Source organism: Planotetraspora phitsanulokensis (assembly GCF_016863295.1).
Taxonomy (GTDB): domain Bacteria; phylum Actinomycetota; class Actinomycetes; order Streptosporangiales; family Streptosporangiaceae; genus Planotetraspora; species Planotetraspora phitsanulokensis.
In genome coordinates this window covers 22,691-40,965 of the sequence record NZ_BOOP01000043.1, presented here as the reverse complement: position 1 = coordinate 40,965, position 18,275 = coordinate 22,691, and the positions used below count along the sequence as shown (strand labels likewise).

Sequence of the window (18,275 nt, the reverse complement as noted above, 5' to 3'; positions counted from 1 at the left end):
TCCGAGTTCCACGATCCCCTCCGTACGGGTCCGCTGTCGTTACCGCCAGCCACCATCCCCGGCCGCCGCCTTCAAAGGCTTCGCCACGCGAGCACGGGAAATGCCACTCGTGCCGCACGATCCGGCAATGCTCGAGTCAAGGACGGGCGGCCGGGTACCATCGATCAATGACCGAAATGACCGAAACCACGCCGGGCTGGCTCAGCCCAGATGAGCTCGAGTCGACCCGTGCGCGGATGCCGATCCTCTACGTCGACGCGGTGCCCGTGCGGGTCGACGACACGGGAGTGGTCACCCATGTCGGCCTGCTGCTCCGCATCGGCTCGGACGGCACGGTCAGCCGCGCGCTCGTGTCCGGCCGGGTCCTCCACCACGAGCGTGTGCGCGACGCGCTCATGCGCCACCTCGAGAAGGATCTCGGCCCCACGGCGCTCCCCCGCGTCCCCGCCTCGCCTCAGCCGTTCACCATCGCGGAGTACTTCCCGACGCAGGGCGTCACGCCATACCACGACCCCCGGCAGCACGCCGTGTCGCTCGCGTACGTCGTGCCGGTCGCGGGCGACTGCCGTCCCCGGCAGGACGCGCTGGACCTGGTGTGGTTCACCCCGGAGGAGGCCTCGTCGCCGATCGCCCAGCAGGAGATGACCGGCGGGCAGGGCGTTCTTCTGAAGCAGGCACTGGCCCACGTCGGCCGCCTGTCCTGACGCCCCGCGGGCCGGATCAGTGTCTATCGGGGGCCGGTCAGCGAGCTCGCATATCCGAACCTGACGACACGGTCGGCCATGGCCTCGTAGGCCGCCGGGTCGTCCGGAGTGAACGCGCCGAGGCCGTCCACGTAGCGGTTGAACATGCAGAACGCGGCCGCGATGAGCACCACGTCATGGATCTCCACGTCGGTGGCCCCTTCCGCGCGGGCGGCGGCCACGTGCTCGTCCGAGACGGACTTGCCGCCCTCCCGCACGGCGGCGGCGATCTCGAGCAGCGCCTTCATCTTGGCCGAGATCGACGCGGACGACGGGTCTGCACAGACGTCCCCGACGGGCTCCGTCCCCTCCGGCAACTGGGCGGCGGCGAACGCGGCGTGCGAGGAGTAGCAGTACCGGCAGTCGTTCTGCGCCGACACGTATGCCGCGATCAGCTCCCGCTCCCCGCGCGACAACGGGCTCTCGCCGCGCAACAACACCTCGGCCAACTCGCTCAGCGGGCGCGCGGTCTCCGGGCGGTAGCGGAACAGGCTGGTGATTCCCGGGAGGTCGTCGCCCAGCGGGATGTGCGCCATGAGAACTCCTTCAAAGTGGCCGGAGCGGGTGGTCCAGGGGGCAGCCTGCGCGATCATCGCGGCGCGGTCAACCCCCGGCGGGCGGACCGGGTCGGGGCACCTCGGCGGGCGGCTATGTTTGCCCCCATGCACGGGAGCCCCGACATCGGACCGCCGGAGAGCACGGACGCCGAGCGGCCGGCTCCCGGCGGCCCCGGGCGCGGCCGGCACCGGCTCACCACGCAGGCGCAGGTCTACGTGCTGCTGAGCGTCATGACCGTCCTCGTGCTGATCTGCGCGGGAATCGGCGCCTGGTTGCTCAATCGGACCGCAGGCGTGTCGGACCAGCTGGTGGACCGGATCGCTCCCGCCCGCACCTCGGCGGCGCGCCTGCAGAGCGCGCTGATCGACCAGGAGACCGGCGTGCGCGGCTACCTGCTGACCGGCGCCCCCGACTTCCTCGAGCCCTACACCACGGGAGTGGCCACTGAGCAGAACGAGGCCCGGCAGACCACCGCCCTGGTCGGCGATCTGCCGGACCTGGCCGCGGACGTCGCCGCCATCCGCGAGGCGGGCGCGCAATGGCGCCGCACGTACGCGACACCCGTCATCGCGGCGGTGCGGTCCGGCGCCAGGCCGGACGACGCGCAACTGGACGCCGGCAAACTCGCCTTCGACCGCATCCGGGCCCTGTTCCAGGCCCAGAACGATCACTTGGACCGGGCTCGGGCGCACGCCAGGGACGACCTCGTGCGGATGCGCACCCTGCGCGACTGGGCGTTCACCGCGATGCTGGGCCTGTTCGTCCTGACCGGCCTGGGATTCGCCGTCCTGTTCCACCTCTCCGTCGGACGGCCCCTGCGCGCTCTGCGCGCCGCGTCCCGACGAGTGGCCTGGGGCGACTTCGGCCACCACATCCCGGCCCAGGGCCCCGCCGACCTCCGCGACGTGGCCCACGACGTCGAGGCGATGCGCGGGCGGATCGTCGAGGCGCTGCACGATTCGCAGGAGCAACGGGCCGCCCTCAGCGAGCAGGCGGCGCACCTGGACGCCCAGGCCGTCGAGCTGCGCCGCTCCAACGCCGAACTGGAGCAGTTCGCCTACGTGGCCTCCCACGATCTTCAGGAACCGCTGCGCAAGGTCGCCTCGTTCTGCCAGATGCTGGAGAGGCGCTACTCGGACAAGCTCGACGAGCGCGGACTGACCTACATCTCCTTCGCCGTCGACGGTGCCAAGCGCATGCAGGTCCTGATCAACGACCTGCTCACCTTCTCCCGTGTCGGCCGGGTCAACGACGCCCGCGTGCGCGTCGCCCTCGACGACGCCCTGGACTCGGCGCTGGCGAACCTGGCCGGCCGGATCGAGGAGTCGGACGGCCGGATCGAACGCCCACGGCGCCTGCCCGAGGTCGTCGGCGATCCGAACCTGATGACCATGTTGTGGCAGAACCTCCTCGGCAACTCGGTGAAGTTCCGCCACGCCGACCGCCCACCGGTCGTCCGCGTCGACTGCGCCCAGGAGCCGGAGTCGGGGATGTGGCGGCTGAGCGTCGCCGACAACGGCATCGGCATCGGTGCCGAGTTCACCGAGAAGGTCTTCGTCATCTTCCAGCGCCTGCATACCAGGGAGGCCTACGGGGGCACCGGGATCGGCCTCGCGCTCTGCAAGAAGATCGTCGAGTTCCACGGCGGCGAGATCTGGATCGACACCGATCACACGGACGGCACGCGCATCCGCTTCACCCTCCCCGCCGCCGCCGCCCCTGCCCTGCCCGAAGGCGAAGGCGAGGGCGAGGGCGAAGGCGAGGGCGAAGGCGACGACGGGGCGGTGCCCGCTCGGGAAGGAGACCCCGCGTGAGCGGCGCCCATCGAAGCGGCCCTCGTCGAGACCCACGCTGACGCGGGCTCAGGGCGCGTCAGCCTTTACGTTGTAGATTTCTCGGTTGCCTCACGCAGCCGGGCGATCTCCTCCGCGGTCCCCGCCCCCGACCGCTTGAGGAAATCGGCGATGGCGGCCAGCTCCCTGTCGTCATAGCGGGCGAGGATCTCGTCCACCCGGCCGGTCATGGACGCGAGCTCCGCGAAGGCCGCGTTCTCGCGCTCCGGCACGAGCCGGATGATCACGCGGCGCCGGTCGGCGGGGTCCTTGTCCCGCCGCACGAAGCGAGCGCGCTCCAGCCGGTCGACGATCCCCGTCACCGCGCCGGTGGTCAGGCCGGTCAGCTCGGCCAGCCGGCCCGCGGTGATCGGGCCGTGCCTGTTCAGGAGGTCGACGCATCGCGAGTCGGTGGCACTCAGGCCGAGCCGTTCGGCCACCACGTGACTGAGGAGCACCGCGTAGGCCGTGAACGACCGCAGGCCCTCGTGGACGTCGCTCAGCACAGCGTCACGTCCCGGCGTTGACACCATCACCAATTCCCCTTAGCTTACTAAGAGATTTAGCTCACTAAGCTAAATCTCTTCGAGCAGTGAGGATATGGTATGGACTCCAGGCGCTGGCCGGCGTTGGCGGTCATGCTGATCGCCGCGTACATGGACCTGCTGGACACCACGATCGTCACCGTCGCGCTCCCCTCGATCCAGCGGGATCTCGGCACGAGCGACACGGCCCTGCAGTGGGTCGCCGCCGGATACACCCTGGCGTTCGCCCTCGCCCTGATCACCGGCGGCAGGCTCGGCGACGTCCACGGCCGCAAGACCATGTTCCTGATCGGCGTCGCGGGCTTCACCGCCGCCTCCGCCCTGTCCGGCCTGGCGACGGGGCCGGGCGTGCTGGTGGCCGCCCGCGCCGTCCAGGGCGCGGCCGCGGCGATCATGATTCCGCAGCTCCTCACGGTCATCCAGGTCGGTTTCCGCCGGGACGAGCGCCCCCGGGCCTTCGGCCTGTACGGCATGGTGCTTGCGCTCGGCGGGGTTAGCGGTCCGCTGCTGGGAGGGCTGCTCACCGAGGCCGACCTCTTCGGGTGGGGGTGGCGGACCATCTTCCTGATCAACGTTCCCGTCGGCGTGCTCGCGTTCGCCGGGTCCGCCGTCCTCATGACCGAGTCGCGGGCGGACCGGCGGCCGCGCCTCGACCCGCTCGGCACGGTGCTCGTCACCCTGGGGCTGCTCGCCCTCGTTCACCCCCTCGTCCAGGGACGTGAGCTCGGCTGGCCGATCTGGACCTTCCTCGCCATGGCGGCGTCCGTCCCCCTGCTGGCCGTGTTCTGGGTGCACGAGGGACGCAGAGCCCGCGCCGGCGCCTCCCCGCTGGTCGACCCACGGCTGTTGCGGGCCCGCCCGGTCGTCGCCGGACTCCTGGTCGCGCTGGTCTTCTTCGCGTCCACCGGCTACTTCTTCGTCCTGACCCTCCATCTGCAGGCGGGTCTGGGATTCGGCGCGCTGCGAACGGGGCTGGCCTTCCTGCCGTTCGCCCTCGGGGTCATCGCCGGTTCCGGCGCCGCGGCGCGCCTGGTTCCCCGGCTCGGCCGTACGGTGGTCACCGCCGGCACGGTGGTGGAGGCCGCGAGCATCCTCGGGATGATCCTCACCGTCGGCGGGGCGGGCGACGCCCTGCAGGCCTGGCACCTCGCCCCCAGCCTGGTCCTCGCCGGCCTGGGGCTGGCCCTCGTGTCGGCCACTCTCGTGACCATCACTCTGTCCGGCGTCCCCGCCGACCACGCAGGGTCGGCGTCCGGGCTGGTCAACACCACCCTTCAGCTCGGCTCCGCCGTCGGCGTCGCGACACTCGGCGCCCTGTTCTTCGGTCTGCTGACCTCGGAACACGGGGTCCAGTCCGCGGCCTACGCCGACGCGAGCGCCCGGAGCCTGCTGCTCGCCGCGGGGCTGGCGGCGCTGTCCTGCCCCCTGAGCCTCCTCCTCCCCCGGCATGCCCTGGCCGAGGCCGACCCCGGCACGCCCTCTCCCGTCGGCAGTTCGGCTCCGTAATCCGGCGAACGCGTTGCGCGTCCTTCCCTCATCGTGATCAAGTGACCATGGTCGCCAAGCAAAGGAGGTCCCGCCCATGCCCAACGAAGCCGTCGACGAGTTCGTCAGGACCAAGGTCCTTCCGGAACACCAGAGCATCGTCGGCACGCTCCGCGAGCTCATGAAGGAGAACGCTCCGGGCGCGGAGGAGGTGATCAGCCGGGGGTCCCCCGCGTGGCAGGGGAAGAAGCTTCTGGCGATCATCAGTCCGAGCAAGACGCACATCACCTTCGCCTTCGCCAGGGGCGCGGAGTTCAAGGACGAGTTCGGCCTGCTGGAGGGCGTGGGGAAGACCACCCGCCACGTCAAGATCAAGAAAGCGGACGCCCTCAACGAGGACGCCCTGCGCGACTACATCGGGCAGGCCGTCCGGCTCGACCAGGAGTGAGCCGGAGCCTCGCACCGGCTCGTTCCCCGGGGCCGCGCCGTCCCTCGGCGGCGCGGCCCTGACTCACTCTCCGGCCCCTAGACCCTTGCCGGAGTTCCCCCTCTCCGCCTTGTCCTTCTTCTCGTGCGGACGCGTCGGCCTCTGGCGGCCGGGCTCATCGGCCGGATCCCCCGGCGGCCGAACGGCCGGTCGCGACTCGTCCTCGGGCGCCGGTGGCGTCGAGCGGATCCTGAAGACGGTGACCGTGGGCGTGCTCACGCCGGGGACCGTCCCGCCCGGCGGCCGACCGGCGGTGAGATAGGCCATACCGCCCGCCGCCAGCCCGACGAGGACGACCAGAGCTCCCGTCGCGGCCGCGAGGTTCCATCGCCTGCTCCGCCGTACCGGGAGCGCCGGTCCGGGAACGGTCGCGCCGGGAGTTCCCGGCCTCGCCTGGGGAGACACGGACGGAGACACGAATGGGGGTGCGGAAGGGGGCGCGGACGGCCTCTGCGCGGGAACGGACACGACGGGCAGCGTCTGAGCGGAAGGGGGCGCAGCGGGCCTGGGCACGGTGGGCACGGACGCGTGCTCGGGCAGCGCGCCCTCCACGATCGCCCGCAGGCACGACTCCGCCTCGGCTCCGCCCAGCCGGCGTGCCGGGTCCTTGGCGAGCAGCCCGTCGATGACGGGGGCCAGCGCCCCGGCCCGGAGCAGGGGTCCGTGGTGGTCGTACACCACGGCGGCGAGCGTCGCGAGCGCGTTGCCGCGCTGGAAGGGAGATCGCCCCTCCACCGCGAGGAACATCGTCACGCCGAGCGACCACAGATCCGACGCCCGCTGGGCGCTTCCACCGGAGGCCCGTTCGGGGGCGATGAACGCGGGAGTTCCGACCAGCGTGCCCGTGCGGGTCACGGGCGAGTCGTCTTCCAGCGTCGCGATGCCGAAGTCCGTCAGCACGGCACGGCCCTCGTCGGTGATCAGCACGTTGTCCGGCTTCACGTCACGGTGGAGCACTCCCGCCGCGTGCGCGGCCTGGAGGCCGGCGAGGAGCTGCACGCCGATCTCGGCCACCCGGCGGGGCGGCAGCGGTCCCTCGTCGTGGACGAGGGACCCGAGAGTGCACGACCGCACCAGCTGCATGACGATCCAGGGATGGCCGCAGTCCTCGAAGATGTCGTAGACGGCGACGACGCCCGGGTGGTTCAGCCGGCCCGCGGCTCTGGCCTCGCGGACGGTCCGCAGGGTGAACGCCTCCCGCTCGGGCCCCGCGAGCTCGGCGGGGCCGCGCAGCTCCTTGACCGCGACCTCCCGCCCGAGGACGCGGTCGGCGGCCCGCCACACCGTCCCCATGCCGCCGCTTCCCAGCGGTTCGATCAGCCGGTACCGCCCCGCCACCAGTCGTCCACCGGTCTGTGATTCGGCCATGAAGGGCCAGCTACCCCCGCTTCGCCGGGGCATTCCCCGCCCGTGACCCCGCTCATGGCGTGGACCTCGCGAAACGTCGGCGACGAAGATCACCACGGGCCCGGGTGTCCCGGTCGTCCTCGGTCATCCCGCCCCAGATCCCATGCCTCTGCCTGGTCGTGAGGGCGAAGTCGAGGCAGTCCCGCCGGACGGGGCACCGGGCGCATATGGCCTTGGCAGTCGCGACGTCCCCCGCGGGCGTGGAGCCGCCGATCGGGAAGAAGAGGTCCGGCGTCTGTTCAGCGGCCGTGGTGGACCGCTCCTACAGCCTCGGCCTTTTCGTTTCTCACGGAAATCGTGGATTCCATGAGAAACGAAATGGCGGCCCCTTCCCCCCTTGCCCCGGAACTCGCCACCGGCCTCGCAGGAAGTTGAAGCCCGCGGATGATGCTCCGGAGATCCCGACCCCTTTCCGGACAGCGAGAACACCTCATCCGGAAATGCCGGACCGGGGACGTGATCGAGGACCCAAATTACCCCGCCATGGAGCGCACCCCGCCGTGTGCCGAGGCCGCGCGGGGTACGGGTGCCTTCGTACGCACGATTCCTGAGGGGGATCCCGTGGCCGACGGAAACGACGACAAGCAGCGGCAACTCGACGGCTACCGGGTCGGTTCCGAGGGCAGCCGTCTCACCACCGACCAGGGTGTGCGGGTCGACGACACCGACAACTCGCTGTCGGCGGGCGAACGCGGCCCGACGCTGCTGGAGGACTTCCACTTCCGCGAGAAGATCACCCGGTTCGACCACGAGCGCATCCCGGAACGCGTCGTCCACGCGCGGGGCGCTGGAGCGTACGGGTACTTCCACCTCTACGAGTCGCTGGCCGAGTACACCGTCGCCGACTTCCTGTGCGACACGTCGGCGCGCACGCCGGTCTTCGTGCGCTTCTCCACGGTGGCCGGGTCGCGCGGCTCGGCCGACACCGTCCGCGACGTACGCGGGTTCGCCACGAAGTTCTACACCCGCCAGGGGAACTACGACCTGGTCGGCAACAACATGCCGGTCTTCTTCATCCAGGACGGCGTCAAGTTCCCCGACTTCGTCCACGCGGTCAAGCCCGAGCCGCACAACGAGATCCCACAGGCCCAGTCGGCCCACGACACGTTCTGGGACTTCGTGCAACTCCAACCGGAGATCATGCACATGGTCATGTGGCTGATGTCCGACCGGGCGATCCCGCGCAGCTTCCGCATGATGCAGGGGTTCGGCGTGCACACGTTCCGCCTGGTCAACGCGGAAGGGCGGGGCACGTTCGTCAAGTTCCACTGGCGTCCCGTCCTCGGCACCCACTCCCTCGTCTGGGACGAGGTGCTGCGCATCCAGGGCAACGACCCCGACTTCAACCGGCGGGACCTCTGGGAGGCCATCGAGCGCGGCGCGTTCCCCGAATGGGAGCTCGGCCTGCAGCTCGTGCCCGAGGAGGACGAGCACAGCTTCGACTTCGACCTGCTCGACGCCACGAAGATCATTCCTGAGGAGATCGTCCCGGTCCGCGTGATCGGCCGGATGGTCCTCGACCGGAATCCGGACAACTTCTTCGCCGAGACCGAGCAGGTGGCCTTCCACACCGCCAACGTCGTGCCGGGGATCGACTTCACCAACGACCCGCTGCTGCAGGCCAGGAACTTCTCCTATCTGGACACCCAGCTCATCCGCCTGGGCGGGCCGAACTTCGCGCAGATCCCGGTCAACCGGCCGATCGCCCCCGTGAACAACGATCAGCGCGACGGCTACAACCAGCAGATCATCCACCGGAGCAGGACCAGCTACGCGCCCAACTCCATCAGCGGCGGCTGCCCGATGTCCGGAGTGCTGAGCGGCGACATGGAGGGCGTCTACCGGCACTACCAGGAACGCGTCGACGGCAACAAGATCCGCAAGCGAAGCCCCAGCTTCGAGGATCACTACAGCCAGGCGACCCTCTTCTGGAACAGCATGTCGAGCTGGGAGAAACGGCACATCGTCGAGGCGTTCCTGTTCGAACTCGGGCACGTGGAGCGCCGGTACATCAAGGAGCAGGTCGTCCAGCGGCTGGCCAACGTCGACGCCGGCCTGGCCGGGCAGGTCGCCGCGGGGCTGGGCGTGCCGGCCCCCGCCGCCACCACGCCCAACCACGGCAGGACCTCCCCGGCGCTCAGCCAGGCCAACTCCCCCCGGGACTCGATCGCGACCAGGAAGATCGCCTTCCTGGTGGCCGACGCCGCCGACCTGGACCGGGCCGGGGAGCTCAGGGCGGCGCTGGAGGAGAAGGGGGCCGTCTGCGAGATCGTCGCGTCCCATGAGGGACGGGTCGGCCCCCTCCCCGTGGACAGGCAGCTCAGCGCGGTGTCCTCCGTGCTGTACGACGCCGTCCTGCTCGCCGACGGCGGGGAACTGGCGGAGAACGGCCACGCGGTGCACTTCGTCCGCGAGGCGTTCAAGCACGGCAAGGCGATCGCCGCGCTGCCCGACGGCCAGGCCCTGCTGGAGGCCGCCGCCCTGCCCGGGCGCCAGGGCGTCGTCGGGCCGGAGACGTCGGGCGACGAGTTCGCGGCGGCGTTCGCAGGCGTGATCGCCGATCATCGCGTCTTCGACAGGGACGTGGACGCGGTCGCCGCCTGACCCCGGACCGGCGACCGGGCTCACCGGCGCTCGGGATCGGGACTCTGCTCCCGGTTGCGGTCCGACTTGGCGAGGAACGGCGATCGGCCGAGGATGACGATGCCCACGACGAGGGCGATCAGACCGAGGACCTCCCCCGCCAGCGCCCCCGCATCGACGCGGAGGTGCTCACTGAAGATCGCGACTCCGAGCACGATCCCGATGATCGGTTCGGCGGCGGTCGTCGCCGGCAGGGAGATCCGCAGCGGCGCGGCGTCGAACGCGCTCTGGTTGAGCAGGATGCCGATCACGGCGACCACCGCGACCATGTACGGCTGCCACGTCGCCGCCAGCGCGTGCGACCCCTGCGCGAGCGTGAGCAGCGAATCCCGGGTGAGGGCGTCCTGGAGGCCGTACAACATCCCGGCCGACGCGGCCAGCAACATCGCCTTGGTCTGCAGGTCGAGCCGGAGCGCGATCATGACCAGCGCCGCCGCCGCCATCAGGACGCCGAGGACGGACAGCCAGACCGGGGATCCGGGCCCGGGGGCTTCGCCGCCGTGCGGTTGCCCGAAGACCAGGAAGACGGCGACCCCGCCGCTGACCAGCACCGCACCCAGCCACTCCACCCAGCCCAGGCGCTCCTTGTAGACGACGGCCGCGGCGCCGAGCGCGAAGATGAGGTTGGTCGCCAGGAGCGGCTCCACCCGCGCGATGTCGGCCCGCTGCAGGACCAGCGCGCCGAGGATCTGGCCGCCCACCATCGCGGCGACCCCGCACAACCACAGCGGCTTGCGGACGAGGTCCAGGAGCAGGTGCAGCCGCAACATCTCACCGAGCGGCTCGGTGTAGGCGGCGTGCTGCTGCGCCACGAAGCCCAGCCCGAGCAGACAGGCCGCCGCGAGACCGATGAGCACTGTACTGATCATGGAAACCTTCGTCGTCGCCGGTCCCGGACGATGGACGCGACCGGCTCGCAGTGTTGGAGCGCGTACCCGCCCTCTTCCGTGGCCACCCCCATGCGGAGTTCACGAAAGCGTCATGTTGGGCCATTAACGGCGAGTCGGACACATCACCAGAACCATGACATCGAAGCGAAAAGTGTGTTTCACGAACATGTCGGAACCGTGTCCAGAGCTCTACCGTGCGCGGAAAGGACCAGTGATCCAGGTCACAAGGAGCCCCCCATGGTCACACCCCTCCCAGCCCGACCGTCACGAGCGGTCCTCACCCTCCTCGCCGTCCTCCTCGCACTGTCCGGCCTGCTCGTCACGGCCCTGAACGCGAGCCCCGCACGGGCGGCGTCGCTGGTTCAGGTCACCTCCTTCGGCAGCAACCCGGGCAACCTCACAATGTACGGCTACCGCCCCGACGGCCTGGCCAACGGCCGCCCGCTCGTGGTGCTCCTGCACGGGTGCACCCAGAACGCCGCCGGCTACTTCGCCAACTCGGGCTGGCGCAAGTACGCTGACCAGTGGGGCTTCGCCCTCGTGGTGCCGCAGACGAGCAGCGCCAACAACTCGTCGAGCTGCTTCAACTGGTTCGAGACCGGCGACACCGCCCGCGGCCAGGGCGAGGCCGCCTCCATCCGTTCCATGGTCGCCCACGCGGTCGCCGAGTACGGAAGCGACCCCTCGCGGATCTTCGTCAGCGGCCTGTCGGCGGGAGGGGCGATGACCGCGGTCATGCTGGCCACCTATCCGGACGTCTTCGCCGGCGGCTCGATCGGTGCCGGGCTCGCCTACCGCTGCGCCGCCAGTCTGCTCCAGGCGTCCGGATGCCAGTACAACGCCACCGCCAAGACCCCGCAGCAGTGGGGCGACCTGGTCCGGGGGGCGTACTCCGGCTACTCCGGGCCGTACCCGCGCGTGGCCGTCTGGCAGGGACAGGCCGACTACACGGTCACCCCGGCCAACGGCACGCAGTTGCGCGACCAGTGGACGAACGTGCGCGGCGTGTCCCAGACCGCCACCTCGACGCAGTCACTGCCCGGCGGCACCTCGCTGAAGGTGTACGGGAACGACGACGTCCGCCTGTACGAGATCGCCGGGATGGGCCACGGCCTCCCGGTCGACCCGGGCGGCGCCCCCGACCAGTGCGGCACCGCAGCGGCGTACTTCCTCGACACCATCTGCTCGGCCTACTACGACGCCCGTTTCTTCGGCCTCGACGGCGGGACCCCGCCCACCCCCACGCCGACCCCGACGGTCACCCCCACCCCCACGCCCACGCCGACTCCGACGCCGACCGGGCCCGTCGTCTGCGTCCGGGCCAGCAACTACGCCCACACCACCGCCGGCCGCGCCCACCAGTCCGGCGGCTACACCTTCGCCAACGGCTCCAACGACGCCATGGGCCTGTGGAACACCTTCACGACCCACGCCCTCAAGCAGACCAGCCCCAACTACTGGGTCCTCGCCGACGGCGAGTGCTAGGTGCGCTGAACCGACGCCCTCGGGCACCCAGCGAGAGGTGCCCGGGGCGTGTGCCGCCGATCAGGCGAGCCGGGACGGGCGGTCCCGGCCAGGTACTCCTCGTCATGCGGACATGGGCGAATGTGACGCGCGTCTCGAAACCGCCCTGGGGCCGGTTCGAAACGATGTTGCTCGAACTACGGGTGAACTCTGGGCGTCCTTACCGGCGGGATGATCCATTGGCATGGACTGTTCGTCCATGATGAGGCCGTGCTCAACCTTCCCGGGTAGAGATGCGCCTCCCTCGATACGCCTGCTTCACAGCAATCCGTGAATGGAACGTTCCGTCGTGACCGAGCGGCCCGACCAGCCCGAAGTACAGCCAGACGCGCCGGGGTACGTGTATCTGTACTGGCCCGGACAGCACATGTACACCCCGTACGGCCAGCCCTACGTCCACCACCCGGCGATTCCTCACCGCCGGACCAACGGGCTGGCGATCACCACCCTCATCCTCGGACTGACCGGGTTCATCACCTGCGGGGTCACCAGCATCCTTGCGGCGGTGCTCGGCCTCGTCGCCCTTGGGCAGATCCGCCGCGATCACACCGGCGGGCGTGGAATGGCCCTGGCCGGGACCGTTCTCGGCTGGGTCTTCACCGTGTTGTGGATCATCTACTGGGTGTGGGTCTCCGTTGTCCTGGCCCAGGCACCGGTAAGTCCTTCTACCGGGCCGACCCGGCCAAGGCCGTGGCCGGCGCTCACACTGTGACGTTCGAGGTGGAGGGTGAGCACGGCGCGTCCCGGGCGGGGGTCATCGTGCAGTCCGTGGGCTTGGACATGAAGGAGAAGGCCAGCGTGCCGCTTCCCTATCGCAGGACCGTCCAGGTGTCCGGTCACATCTCTGCTCTGTCGCTGTGGGCGCTGCGGGACCCGAACGCCGCTGACAGCTTGACGTGCCGTATCAAGGTGGACGGCCGGGCGGCCCGCGAGGCGACTTCCGATGGGCCCCTTGGAATGTGTCGCATCGAGATCGATTTACAGGCCGGGTGACGAACGAGCGCAGCGACCGGCTCCGCTCAGGTCCCACCATGGACATGCTCGGCGGAACGGGCGCCGGAAAGAACCGTGTGAGCGCCGGCGAACCCGCCCGTGTGTGAGGCCGCCTCCACGGGGAACGGTGAGCCCTCAACGGCGCATACGGCCCGACCAGGCCTTTTCCGAAAAATCCGAACCGTGACTTGACGGATACGAAGTGTGCAATTCACGATAATTCCTACTTCAACGATTGAAATAGTAGGAAGGGGGCGGGGTGCGTTCGCTCATTCTGCTCGGACTGGTGGGTTTCGCCGCCCAACTCGTCGACGGCGCCCTGGGCATGGCGTACGGAGTCACCTCGACCACGCTCCTGCTCGCGATCGGGACCAACGCGGCCGCGGCCTCGGCCACCGTCCACCTGGCGGAGATCGGCACCACCCTCGCCTCAGGCGTCTCACACTGGCGTTTCGGCAACATCGACTGGAAGGTCGTCGCCAGGATCGGCGTGCCGGGAGCCGCCGGCGCGTTCGCCGGCGCGACGTTCCTGTCCAGCCTGTCCACCGAGGTGGCGGCGCCGATCATGTCGATCATCCTGCTCGCACTCGGCCTGTACGTCCTCATCCGGTTCACCACCTTCGGCCTGCCGCGCGGCAACCTGGGCAAGCCGCTGCGCAGGCGTTTCCTCGCCCCCCTCGGCCTCGTCGCCGGGTTCATCGACGCCACCGGCGGCGGCGGATGGGGCCCGGTCGGCACGCCGGCCATCCTGGCCAGCGGGCGGCTCGCCCCGCGCAAGGTGATCGGGTCGATCGACGCCAGCGAGTTCCTCGTCGCCATCGCCGCCAGCGTCGGGTTCCTCGTCGGCATCGGCTCGGAGAACATCGACTTCGCCTGGGTCGCGGTGCTGCTGCTCGGCGGCGTGATCGCCGCGCCCATCGCGGCCTGGCTGGTCCGCCACATCCCTCCGCGCATCCTCGGATCCGCGGTGGGCGGCGTCATCATCCTGACCAACGTCCGCACGCTGCTGCGCAGCGACCTGGTCGACGCCCCCGGGTCCGTACAGGCCACCGCCTACATCGGCATCGCGGTCGTCTGGGCCGCCGCTATCGCCTACTCCTGGCGGGAGTACCACCGCGACAAGGCCACGGAGTCGGTCGAGGCGGTGGAGGCGGAAATGGGTCGCCGTGCGGCCGGAGAGGCCTCGACCGCCTGATCGGGTCCGCCGCTCCCCCGCAGCGGCCCGCGGATCACCGTGCCTCTGCAGGCTCCGGGAGCGGCGTGTCCGCCGTACGCCTCCGGGGCGACTCCAGCGCGTAGCTGACGCCCGCGAGCACGAACCCCAAGAGGCCGAGACCGACTCCGACCCAGGTGGGGGCGACGTAGCCGAGCCCTCCCGCGATCACCACACCGCCCAGCAGCGCGCCGAGGCTGTTCGCGATGTTCATCGCGGACTGGTTGACGGCCGCGCCCATCATCTGCGCGCCGGGGGCCACCTGGATCAGGCGGGACTGCAACGCCGGGCCGAGGAACAGGCTCGCGGCTCCCACCAGGAAGGCTCCGAGGTACAGCCCGGCCGTCCAGCGGGAGACGAGCGCGAAGACGACCATCGAGGCGATGAAGACGGGGAACCCGCTGAGCATGGCCCGGCGCAGGTCGCGGTCCGACGCCCACCCGCCCGCGGCGTTGCCGATGGTCATTCCGAGGCCGACCGCGACGAGGACCCAGGGGACCGTCGAGGCCGGCAGTCCCGCGACATGGGTGGTCACCGGGGCGATGTAGCTGTCGATCGCGAAGAAGCCGCCGAAGCCGATCGACGCGATGCCCGCGACGAGCCACACCTGCGGCGCGCGGAAGGCGCGCAGTTCGCTGCGGGCCGATCCGTTCGGGTGGGCGGCGATCGCCGGCACGGTCGCCAGCACGGCGAACAGCGTCAGGGCGAAGATGACCGCGATGATGAGGTAGGCGATCCGCCACCCGGCCGACTGACCGATATGCGTGATCACCGGCACGCCGATGACGTTGGCAACGGTCAGGCCGCCCAGCGAGACGGCGAAGCCCTTGCCGTGGCTGCCCGGGCCCATGATCGAGGCGGCGACCAGCCCCGCGGCGCCGAAGTAGGCGCCGTGCGGCAGCGCGGCCACGAACCGGGCGACCAGGACGAGCCCGAATGTGGGGGCGGCCGCCGAGGCCGCGGTGCCCACGATGAAGACGACCAGGAGCCCGAGCAGGATCTTCTTGCGCGGGAGCCGGGCGGTGAAGGCCGCGAACAGCGGGGCGCCGACGACGACGCCGAGCGCGTACACGCTGATCATCCAGCCGGCCTGTGCCACGGCCTCGGACGTGGACCGCGCGTAAACCGTGGGCAGCAGGCTCCCCGCGATGTCCGGCAGCAGGCCCATGGCGACGAACTCCGTCAGGCCGATGGCGAAGCCGCCGAGGGCGAGCGCGAGGAGCGCAGACCAGCGCTGCGCCGGGGTGAGGGGGCTCATGCGAAACCTTCGTGATCGAGGAAAGCACTGCCGGCCTTGTGTCGGAGAAAGGCGGCCGAGAAGCTCGAGGTCAGTGCGGTACCTAGAATAGCAACGCTGTTGCGTAATACGCTGGCAGGGTGGACAAAGCAGCCGATCTGGACTACCTGCGCGACTACAACGACGCGCTGGTGGTCGCGATCGCCCGCCGCACGGACGTGTTCGACCGTGCGACCATCGCCGCCGGCACGGGCCTCACGCCGCAGGCGGTCTCCAAGGTGATCGCGCGCCTCCTGGCGGCCGGTCTCGTGGAGCCGGACGGCGTGCGGCGGCAGGGCGTCGGCAAGCCGACGAGCGTCTACCACCTGGTCCCGGACAGCCGCTACGCCATCGGGGCGCACGTCGCCCGCCGCACGCTTCGGCTCGTCCTGACCGACCTGGCCGGCGAGGTGCTGCAGACGATCCTCACCCCGCTGCCCGAGGACTTCACCCCGCAGCGCCTGCTCGACGACCTCGCGGACGGCGTCGCGGCCCTCTCCGGCGGGTGCAGGGCCGGGCGGCTGGTCGGGGTCGGAATCGGCATGGTCGGCCCGCTCGACCACGCGGAGGGCGTCGTCCGCGACGCGCACCGACTGCGCCACTGGCACGACGTGCCGCTCCGCGACCTGGCCGCCGAACGTCTCGGAATCCCCGTCCTGATGGACAAGGACGTCACCGCGGGCGTCACCGCCGAGGCGTGGCGCCGGGGCACGGAGTTCCGCGACGCCGTACTGATCATGGTCGAGTCCGGCATCGGCGCCGGCCTGTGGCTCGGGGGCGGCGCCTATCGCGGGGCGCACACGAACGCCGGTGAGTTCGGCCACATGGTGGTCCAGCTCGACGGCCCGCGATGCGTGTGCGGCCGGCGCGGCTGCCTGGAGATCGTGCACGACCAGGCCCGCGCGCGCGGCGACGTCGACGCCGCCGCACGCGTCCTGGCCGTCGGCGTCGTGAACCTGCTGCAGGCGATCGACGTCGACCATGTGGTGCTCGCCGGCGCGGACCTGCTCCCCCACGCCGACGCTTATCTGGACGCGGTGCGGTCGGCCGTCCGTGACGAGGTGCCCCGGGTCGACTGGCTCACCGCCGAGGTCACGACGTCCGCCCTGGGCACCGACGTGATCGCCGCCGGCGCCGCGATGCAGGTGCTCAACGAGAAGTACGGCCCGCTCACCTCACCCCGGCAGGCCGCACACGTGTGAAGGACCGCGGCCGGCCGGGGTGAGCGACGTCAGCGGCGCGGGTTCCAGCTCCTGGTGTCCACGTCCAGTCCGAGCCGGCCGGCGATGTCGTCCCACTTGACGTACTTGAAGTCGGTGTTCTCGCGCTCCTCACCCTCCGGGTCGAGCGCCTCGGGGGTGTTGGCACCGTCGTGGGTCACGAACAGGCCCTTGGGGAAGCTCCGGCCGAGGGGCACGTTGACCACCATCGCGCCGTCACTCGCCTGCACCCCGTCGACGGCGCCGTGGTCGCCGACCTGGAACGAGCCGATGTAGGCGTTCGCGCCGCTCCTGCCGTAGACGGAGAACGTGTCGTCGCCCTGGCTGGACGCGATCAGGTAGCCCTTGCCGTTCTTGCCGTAGTAGATGGTCAGGCCCTCCGCGTCCGCGGCCAGGTGGTGTCCGCCGAAACCGGGGTCGGCGCCGGGGACGCACTCCTCGGTGGCCGCGTCAAAGGTGGCCGGCACGCCGAACTCGCGGACGCGGTCGATCAGCGCCGGCCGGCCGGTGAGGTCCGCGGGCATGCGCCAGACGCCGACGTCCTCCTGGGCCGCGTACAAGGTGCCGGTCTCGGCATCGACGACCATGCCCTCCACCTGCGGGCCGACGCCCGGCTCGTCGCATGGGCTCCAACGACCCCCGTCGGGGAGCGTGAAGCTCGACGGCAGGTCGATGGTGCGGAGCAGCTTGTACCCGACCTTCCCATGAGGCGCGTCGACCAGCTTGAGCAACGCGAGCCGCGTCGTGTGACGCCGGCTGACCACGACATACGTGCCCGAGGCCCGCTTCCAGGTGGCGAGACCGTAGACCGTCTCGGCGTCGTTCACCTCCGTCTGCGTCGCGTTGAAGATGAACGGCGCGGAGGGGTCGGTGACATCGGTGAGCGGCTCCCGGCCACGGGCCGCCTCTCCCGGATCGACGCGGTAGACGCGCAGCTTGTCGGAGCCGCGGTCGGAGGCGACGAGCAGATCCGGCCGCCCGGCGGCGGACGGGCTCCCGTAGACCACGTCCACGTTGTTCAGTCGACCAGGCTCGTCGTCCTCACCCGGCGCGGGCGGCGCGGGGATGTGCTGGAGCTGCCTGCCGTCCAGGTCGTAGACGTACAGACCACCTTCCTTGGCGGTGGTGGCGACCACGCTCCTCGCCGGTGTCGTGGGGTGCACCCAGATCGCCGGGTCGTCGCCGTTGGCGTTGCCGCCCGCCTCGTCGTCGAACAACGCGGGAGTCTCCACCCGGGGCGCGACGGCGGGGAGGTCCTTCGAGGCGGCCTTCGCGGGAGCTTTCGCGGCGGGCGAGGATGTGGCCGTGGCGGTCGCGGGGACGGCGGCGACGCCGAGCACACCGATCATCAGGGCTGCGGGTGCCAGTGCGGTCAGGGGGCGCATCGCACTCCTCCAGTCAGGGGATGTCGCCCGATCTTCCGCGCCGGAACGGAATGCAGGATGAACCGCGCCGGAAA

16 protein-coding genes and 1 pseudogene are annotated in these 18,275 nt (G+C 70.7%); 10 read left to right on the top strand and 7 right to left on the bottom strand.

Going from position 1 to position 18,275, the window contains the following annotated elements; genetic code table 11:
• Positions 1-167 precede the first annotated feature (167 nt).
• On the top strand, positions 168-704 hold the full coding sequence (locus Pph01_RS36790; RefSeq protein WP_204077852.1) for an NUDIX hydrolase family protein: 537 nt from the start codon (positions 168-170) through the stop codon (positions 702-704).
• Positions 705-727: 23 nt separating this feature from the next.
• Here Pph01_RS36790 and Pph01_RS36785 read toward each other — a convergent pair whose 3' ends face one another.
• Positions 728-1,279, bottom strand: coding sequence for a carboxymuconolactone decarboxylase family protein (locus Pph01_RS36785; RefSeq protein WP_204077851.1), 552 nt, complete (start codon positions 1,277-1,279; stop codon positions 728-730).
• 126 nt (positions 1,280-1,405) lie between these two features.
• Between Pph01_RS36785 and Pph01_RS36780 the strand changes: the two genes are divergently transcribed.
• Entirely contained in the window at positions 1,406-3,115 is a 1,710-nt protein-coding gene (locus tag Pph01_RS36780) for a sensor histidine kinase (protein ID WP_204077850.1), read from the top strand.
• 65 nt (positions 3,116-3,180) lie between these two features.
• Here the strand turns inward: Pph01_RS36780 and Pph01_RS36775 are convergent, their stop codons facing one another.
• Positions 3,181-3,666: a MarR family winged helix-turn-helix transcriptional regulator gene (locus Pph01_RS36775; protein ID WP_204077849.1), complete on the bottom strand. Its 486-nt coding sequence runs from the start codon at positions 3,664-3,666 to the stop codon at positions 3,181-3,183.
• A gap of 72 nt (positions 3,667-3,738) precedes the next feature.
• On the opposite strand from Pph01_RS36775, the gene Pph01_RS36770 reads away from it, so the two are divergent.
• Both Pph01_RS36770 and Pph01_RS36765 read left to right on the top strand, forming a co-directional pair.
• Positions 3,739-5,184 carry an MFS transporter gene (locus Pph01_RS36770; RefSeq protein WP_204077848.1) on the top strand — a complete coding sequence of 482 codons (1,446 nt, stop codon included), beginning with the start codon at positions 3,739-3,741 and terminating at the stop codon, positions 5,182-5,184.
• Positions 5,185-5,260: 76 nt separating this feature from the next.
• Positions 5,261-5,611, top strand: a complete 351-nt coding sequence (locus Pph01_RS36765; RefSeq protein WP_204077847.1) for a DUF1801 domain-containing protein — start codon at positions 5,261-5,263, stop codon at positions 5,609-5,611.
• A gap of 63 nt (positions 5,612-5,674) precedes the next feature.
• Here the strand turns inward: Pph01_RS36765 and Pph01_RS36760 are convergent, their stop codons facing one another.
• Together Pph01_RS36760 and Pph01_RS36755 are read right to left on the bottom strand one after the other, a co-directional pair.
• Entirely contained in the window at positions 5,675-7,018 is a 1,344-nt protein-coding gene (locus Pph01_RS36760; RefSeq protein ID WP_204077846.1) for a serine/threonine-protein kinase, read from the bottom strand.
• 52 nt (positions 7,019-7,070) lie between these two features.
• Positions 7,071-7,295, bottom strand: a pseudogene (locus Pph01_RS36755) (WhiB family transcriptional regulator); the annotation flags it as partial.
• Between the two features lie 323 nt (positions 7,296-7,618).
• On the opposite strand from Pph01_RS36755, the gene Pph01_RS36750 reads away from it, so the two are divergent.
• Positions 7,619-9,661 carry a catalase gene (locus Pph01_RS36750; protein ID WP_239117292.1) on the top strand — a complete coding sequence of 681 codons (2,043 nt, stop codon included), beginning with the start codon at positions 7,619-7,621 and terminating at the stop codon, positions 9,659-9,661.
• A 20-nt stretch (positions 9,662-9,681) separates the two neighbouring features.
• On the opposite strand, the gene Pph01_RS36745 is transcribed toward Pph01_RS36750, so the two are convergent.
• The gene (locus Pph01_RS36745) at positions 9,682-10,569 is read right to left on the bottom strand and encodes a DMT family transporter (protein WP_204077844.1); all 888 of its coding nucleotides are present in this window, start codon (positions 10,567-10,569) and stop codon (positions 9,682-9,684) included.
• Between the two features lie 258 nt (positions 10,570-10,827).
• Here Pph01_RS36745 and Pph01_RS36740 point away from each other — a divergent pair, with 258 nt between their 5' ends.
• The 4 genes from Pph01_RS36740 to Pph01_RS36725 all read left to right on the top strand — a co-directional run bounded on the left by Pph01_RS36740 (position 10,828) and on the right by Pph01_RS36725 (position 14,302).
• A complete protein-coding gene (locus Pph01_RS36740) occupies positions 10,828-12,075 on the top strand; it encodes an extracellular catalytic domain type 1 short-chain-length polyhydroxyalkanoate depolymerase (protein ID WP_204077843.1) in 1,248 nt (415 codons plus the stop codon).
• A gap of 313 nt (positions 12,076-12,388) precedes the next feature.
• Positions 12,389-12,826, top strand: coding sequence for a DUF4190 domain-containing protein (locus tag Pph01_RS36735; RefSeq protein WP_204077842.1), 438 nt, complete (start codon positions 12,389-12,391; stop codon positions 12,824-12,826).
• Positions 12,823-13,107 (top strand): hypothetical protein, encoded by a 285-nt coding sequence (locus Pph01_RS36730; RefSeq protein ID WP_204077841.1) that lies wholly within the window; start codon positions 12,823-12,825, stop codon positions 13,105-13,107. The genes Pph01_RS36735 and Pph01_RS36730 overlap by 4 nt, the downstream gene beginning before the upstream one ends.
• Before the next feature lie 259 nt (positions 13,108-13,366).
• Complete coding sequence (locus tag Pph01_RS36725; protein WP_204077840.1) at positions 13,367-14,302, top strand: sulfite exporter TauE/SafE family protein; 936 nt, start codon at positions 13,367-13,369, stop codon at positions 14,300-14,302.
• Positions 14,303-14,336: 34 nt separating this feature from the next.
• Here the strand turns inward: Pph01_RS36725 and Pph01_RS36720 are convergent, their stop codons facing one another.
• Positions 14,337-15,578 carry an MFS transporter gene (locus Pph01_RS36720; RefSeq protein WP_204077839.1) on the bottom strand — a complete coding sequence of 414 codons (1,242 nt, stop codon included), beginning with the start codon at positions 15,576-15,578 and terminating at the stop codon, positions 14,337-14,339.
• A 119-nt stretch (positions 15,579-15,697) separates the two neighbouring features.
• Here Pph01_RS36720 and Pph01_RS36715 point away from each other — a divergent pair, with 119 nt between their 5' ends.
• A complete protein-coding gene (locus tag Pph01_RS36715) occupies positions 15,698-16,798 on the top strand; it encodes an ROK family transcriptional regulator (RefSeq protein WP_204077838.1) in 1,101 nt (366 codons plus the stop codon).
• A 29-nt stretch (positions 16,799-16,827) separates the two neighbouring features.
• On the opposite strand, the gene Pph01_RS36710 is transcribed toward Pph01_RS36715, so the two are convergent.
• Positions 16,828-18,201, bottom strand: a complete 1,374-nt coding sequence (locus Pph01_RS36710) for a phytase (RefSeq protein ID WP_204077837.1) — start codon at positions 18,199-18,201, stop codon at positions 16,828-16,830.
• Positions 18,202-18,275: the final 74 nt, after the last annotated feature.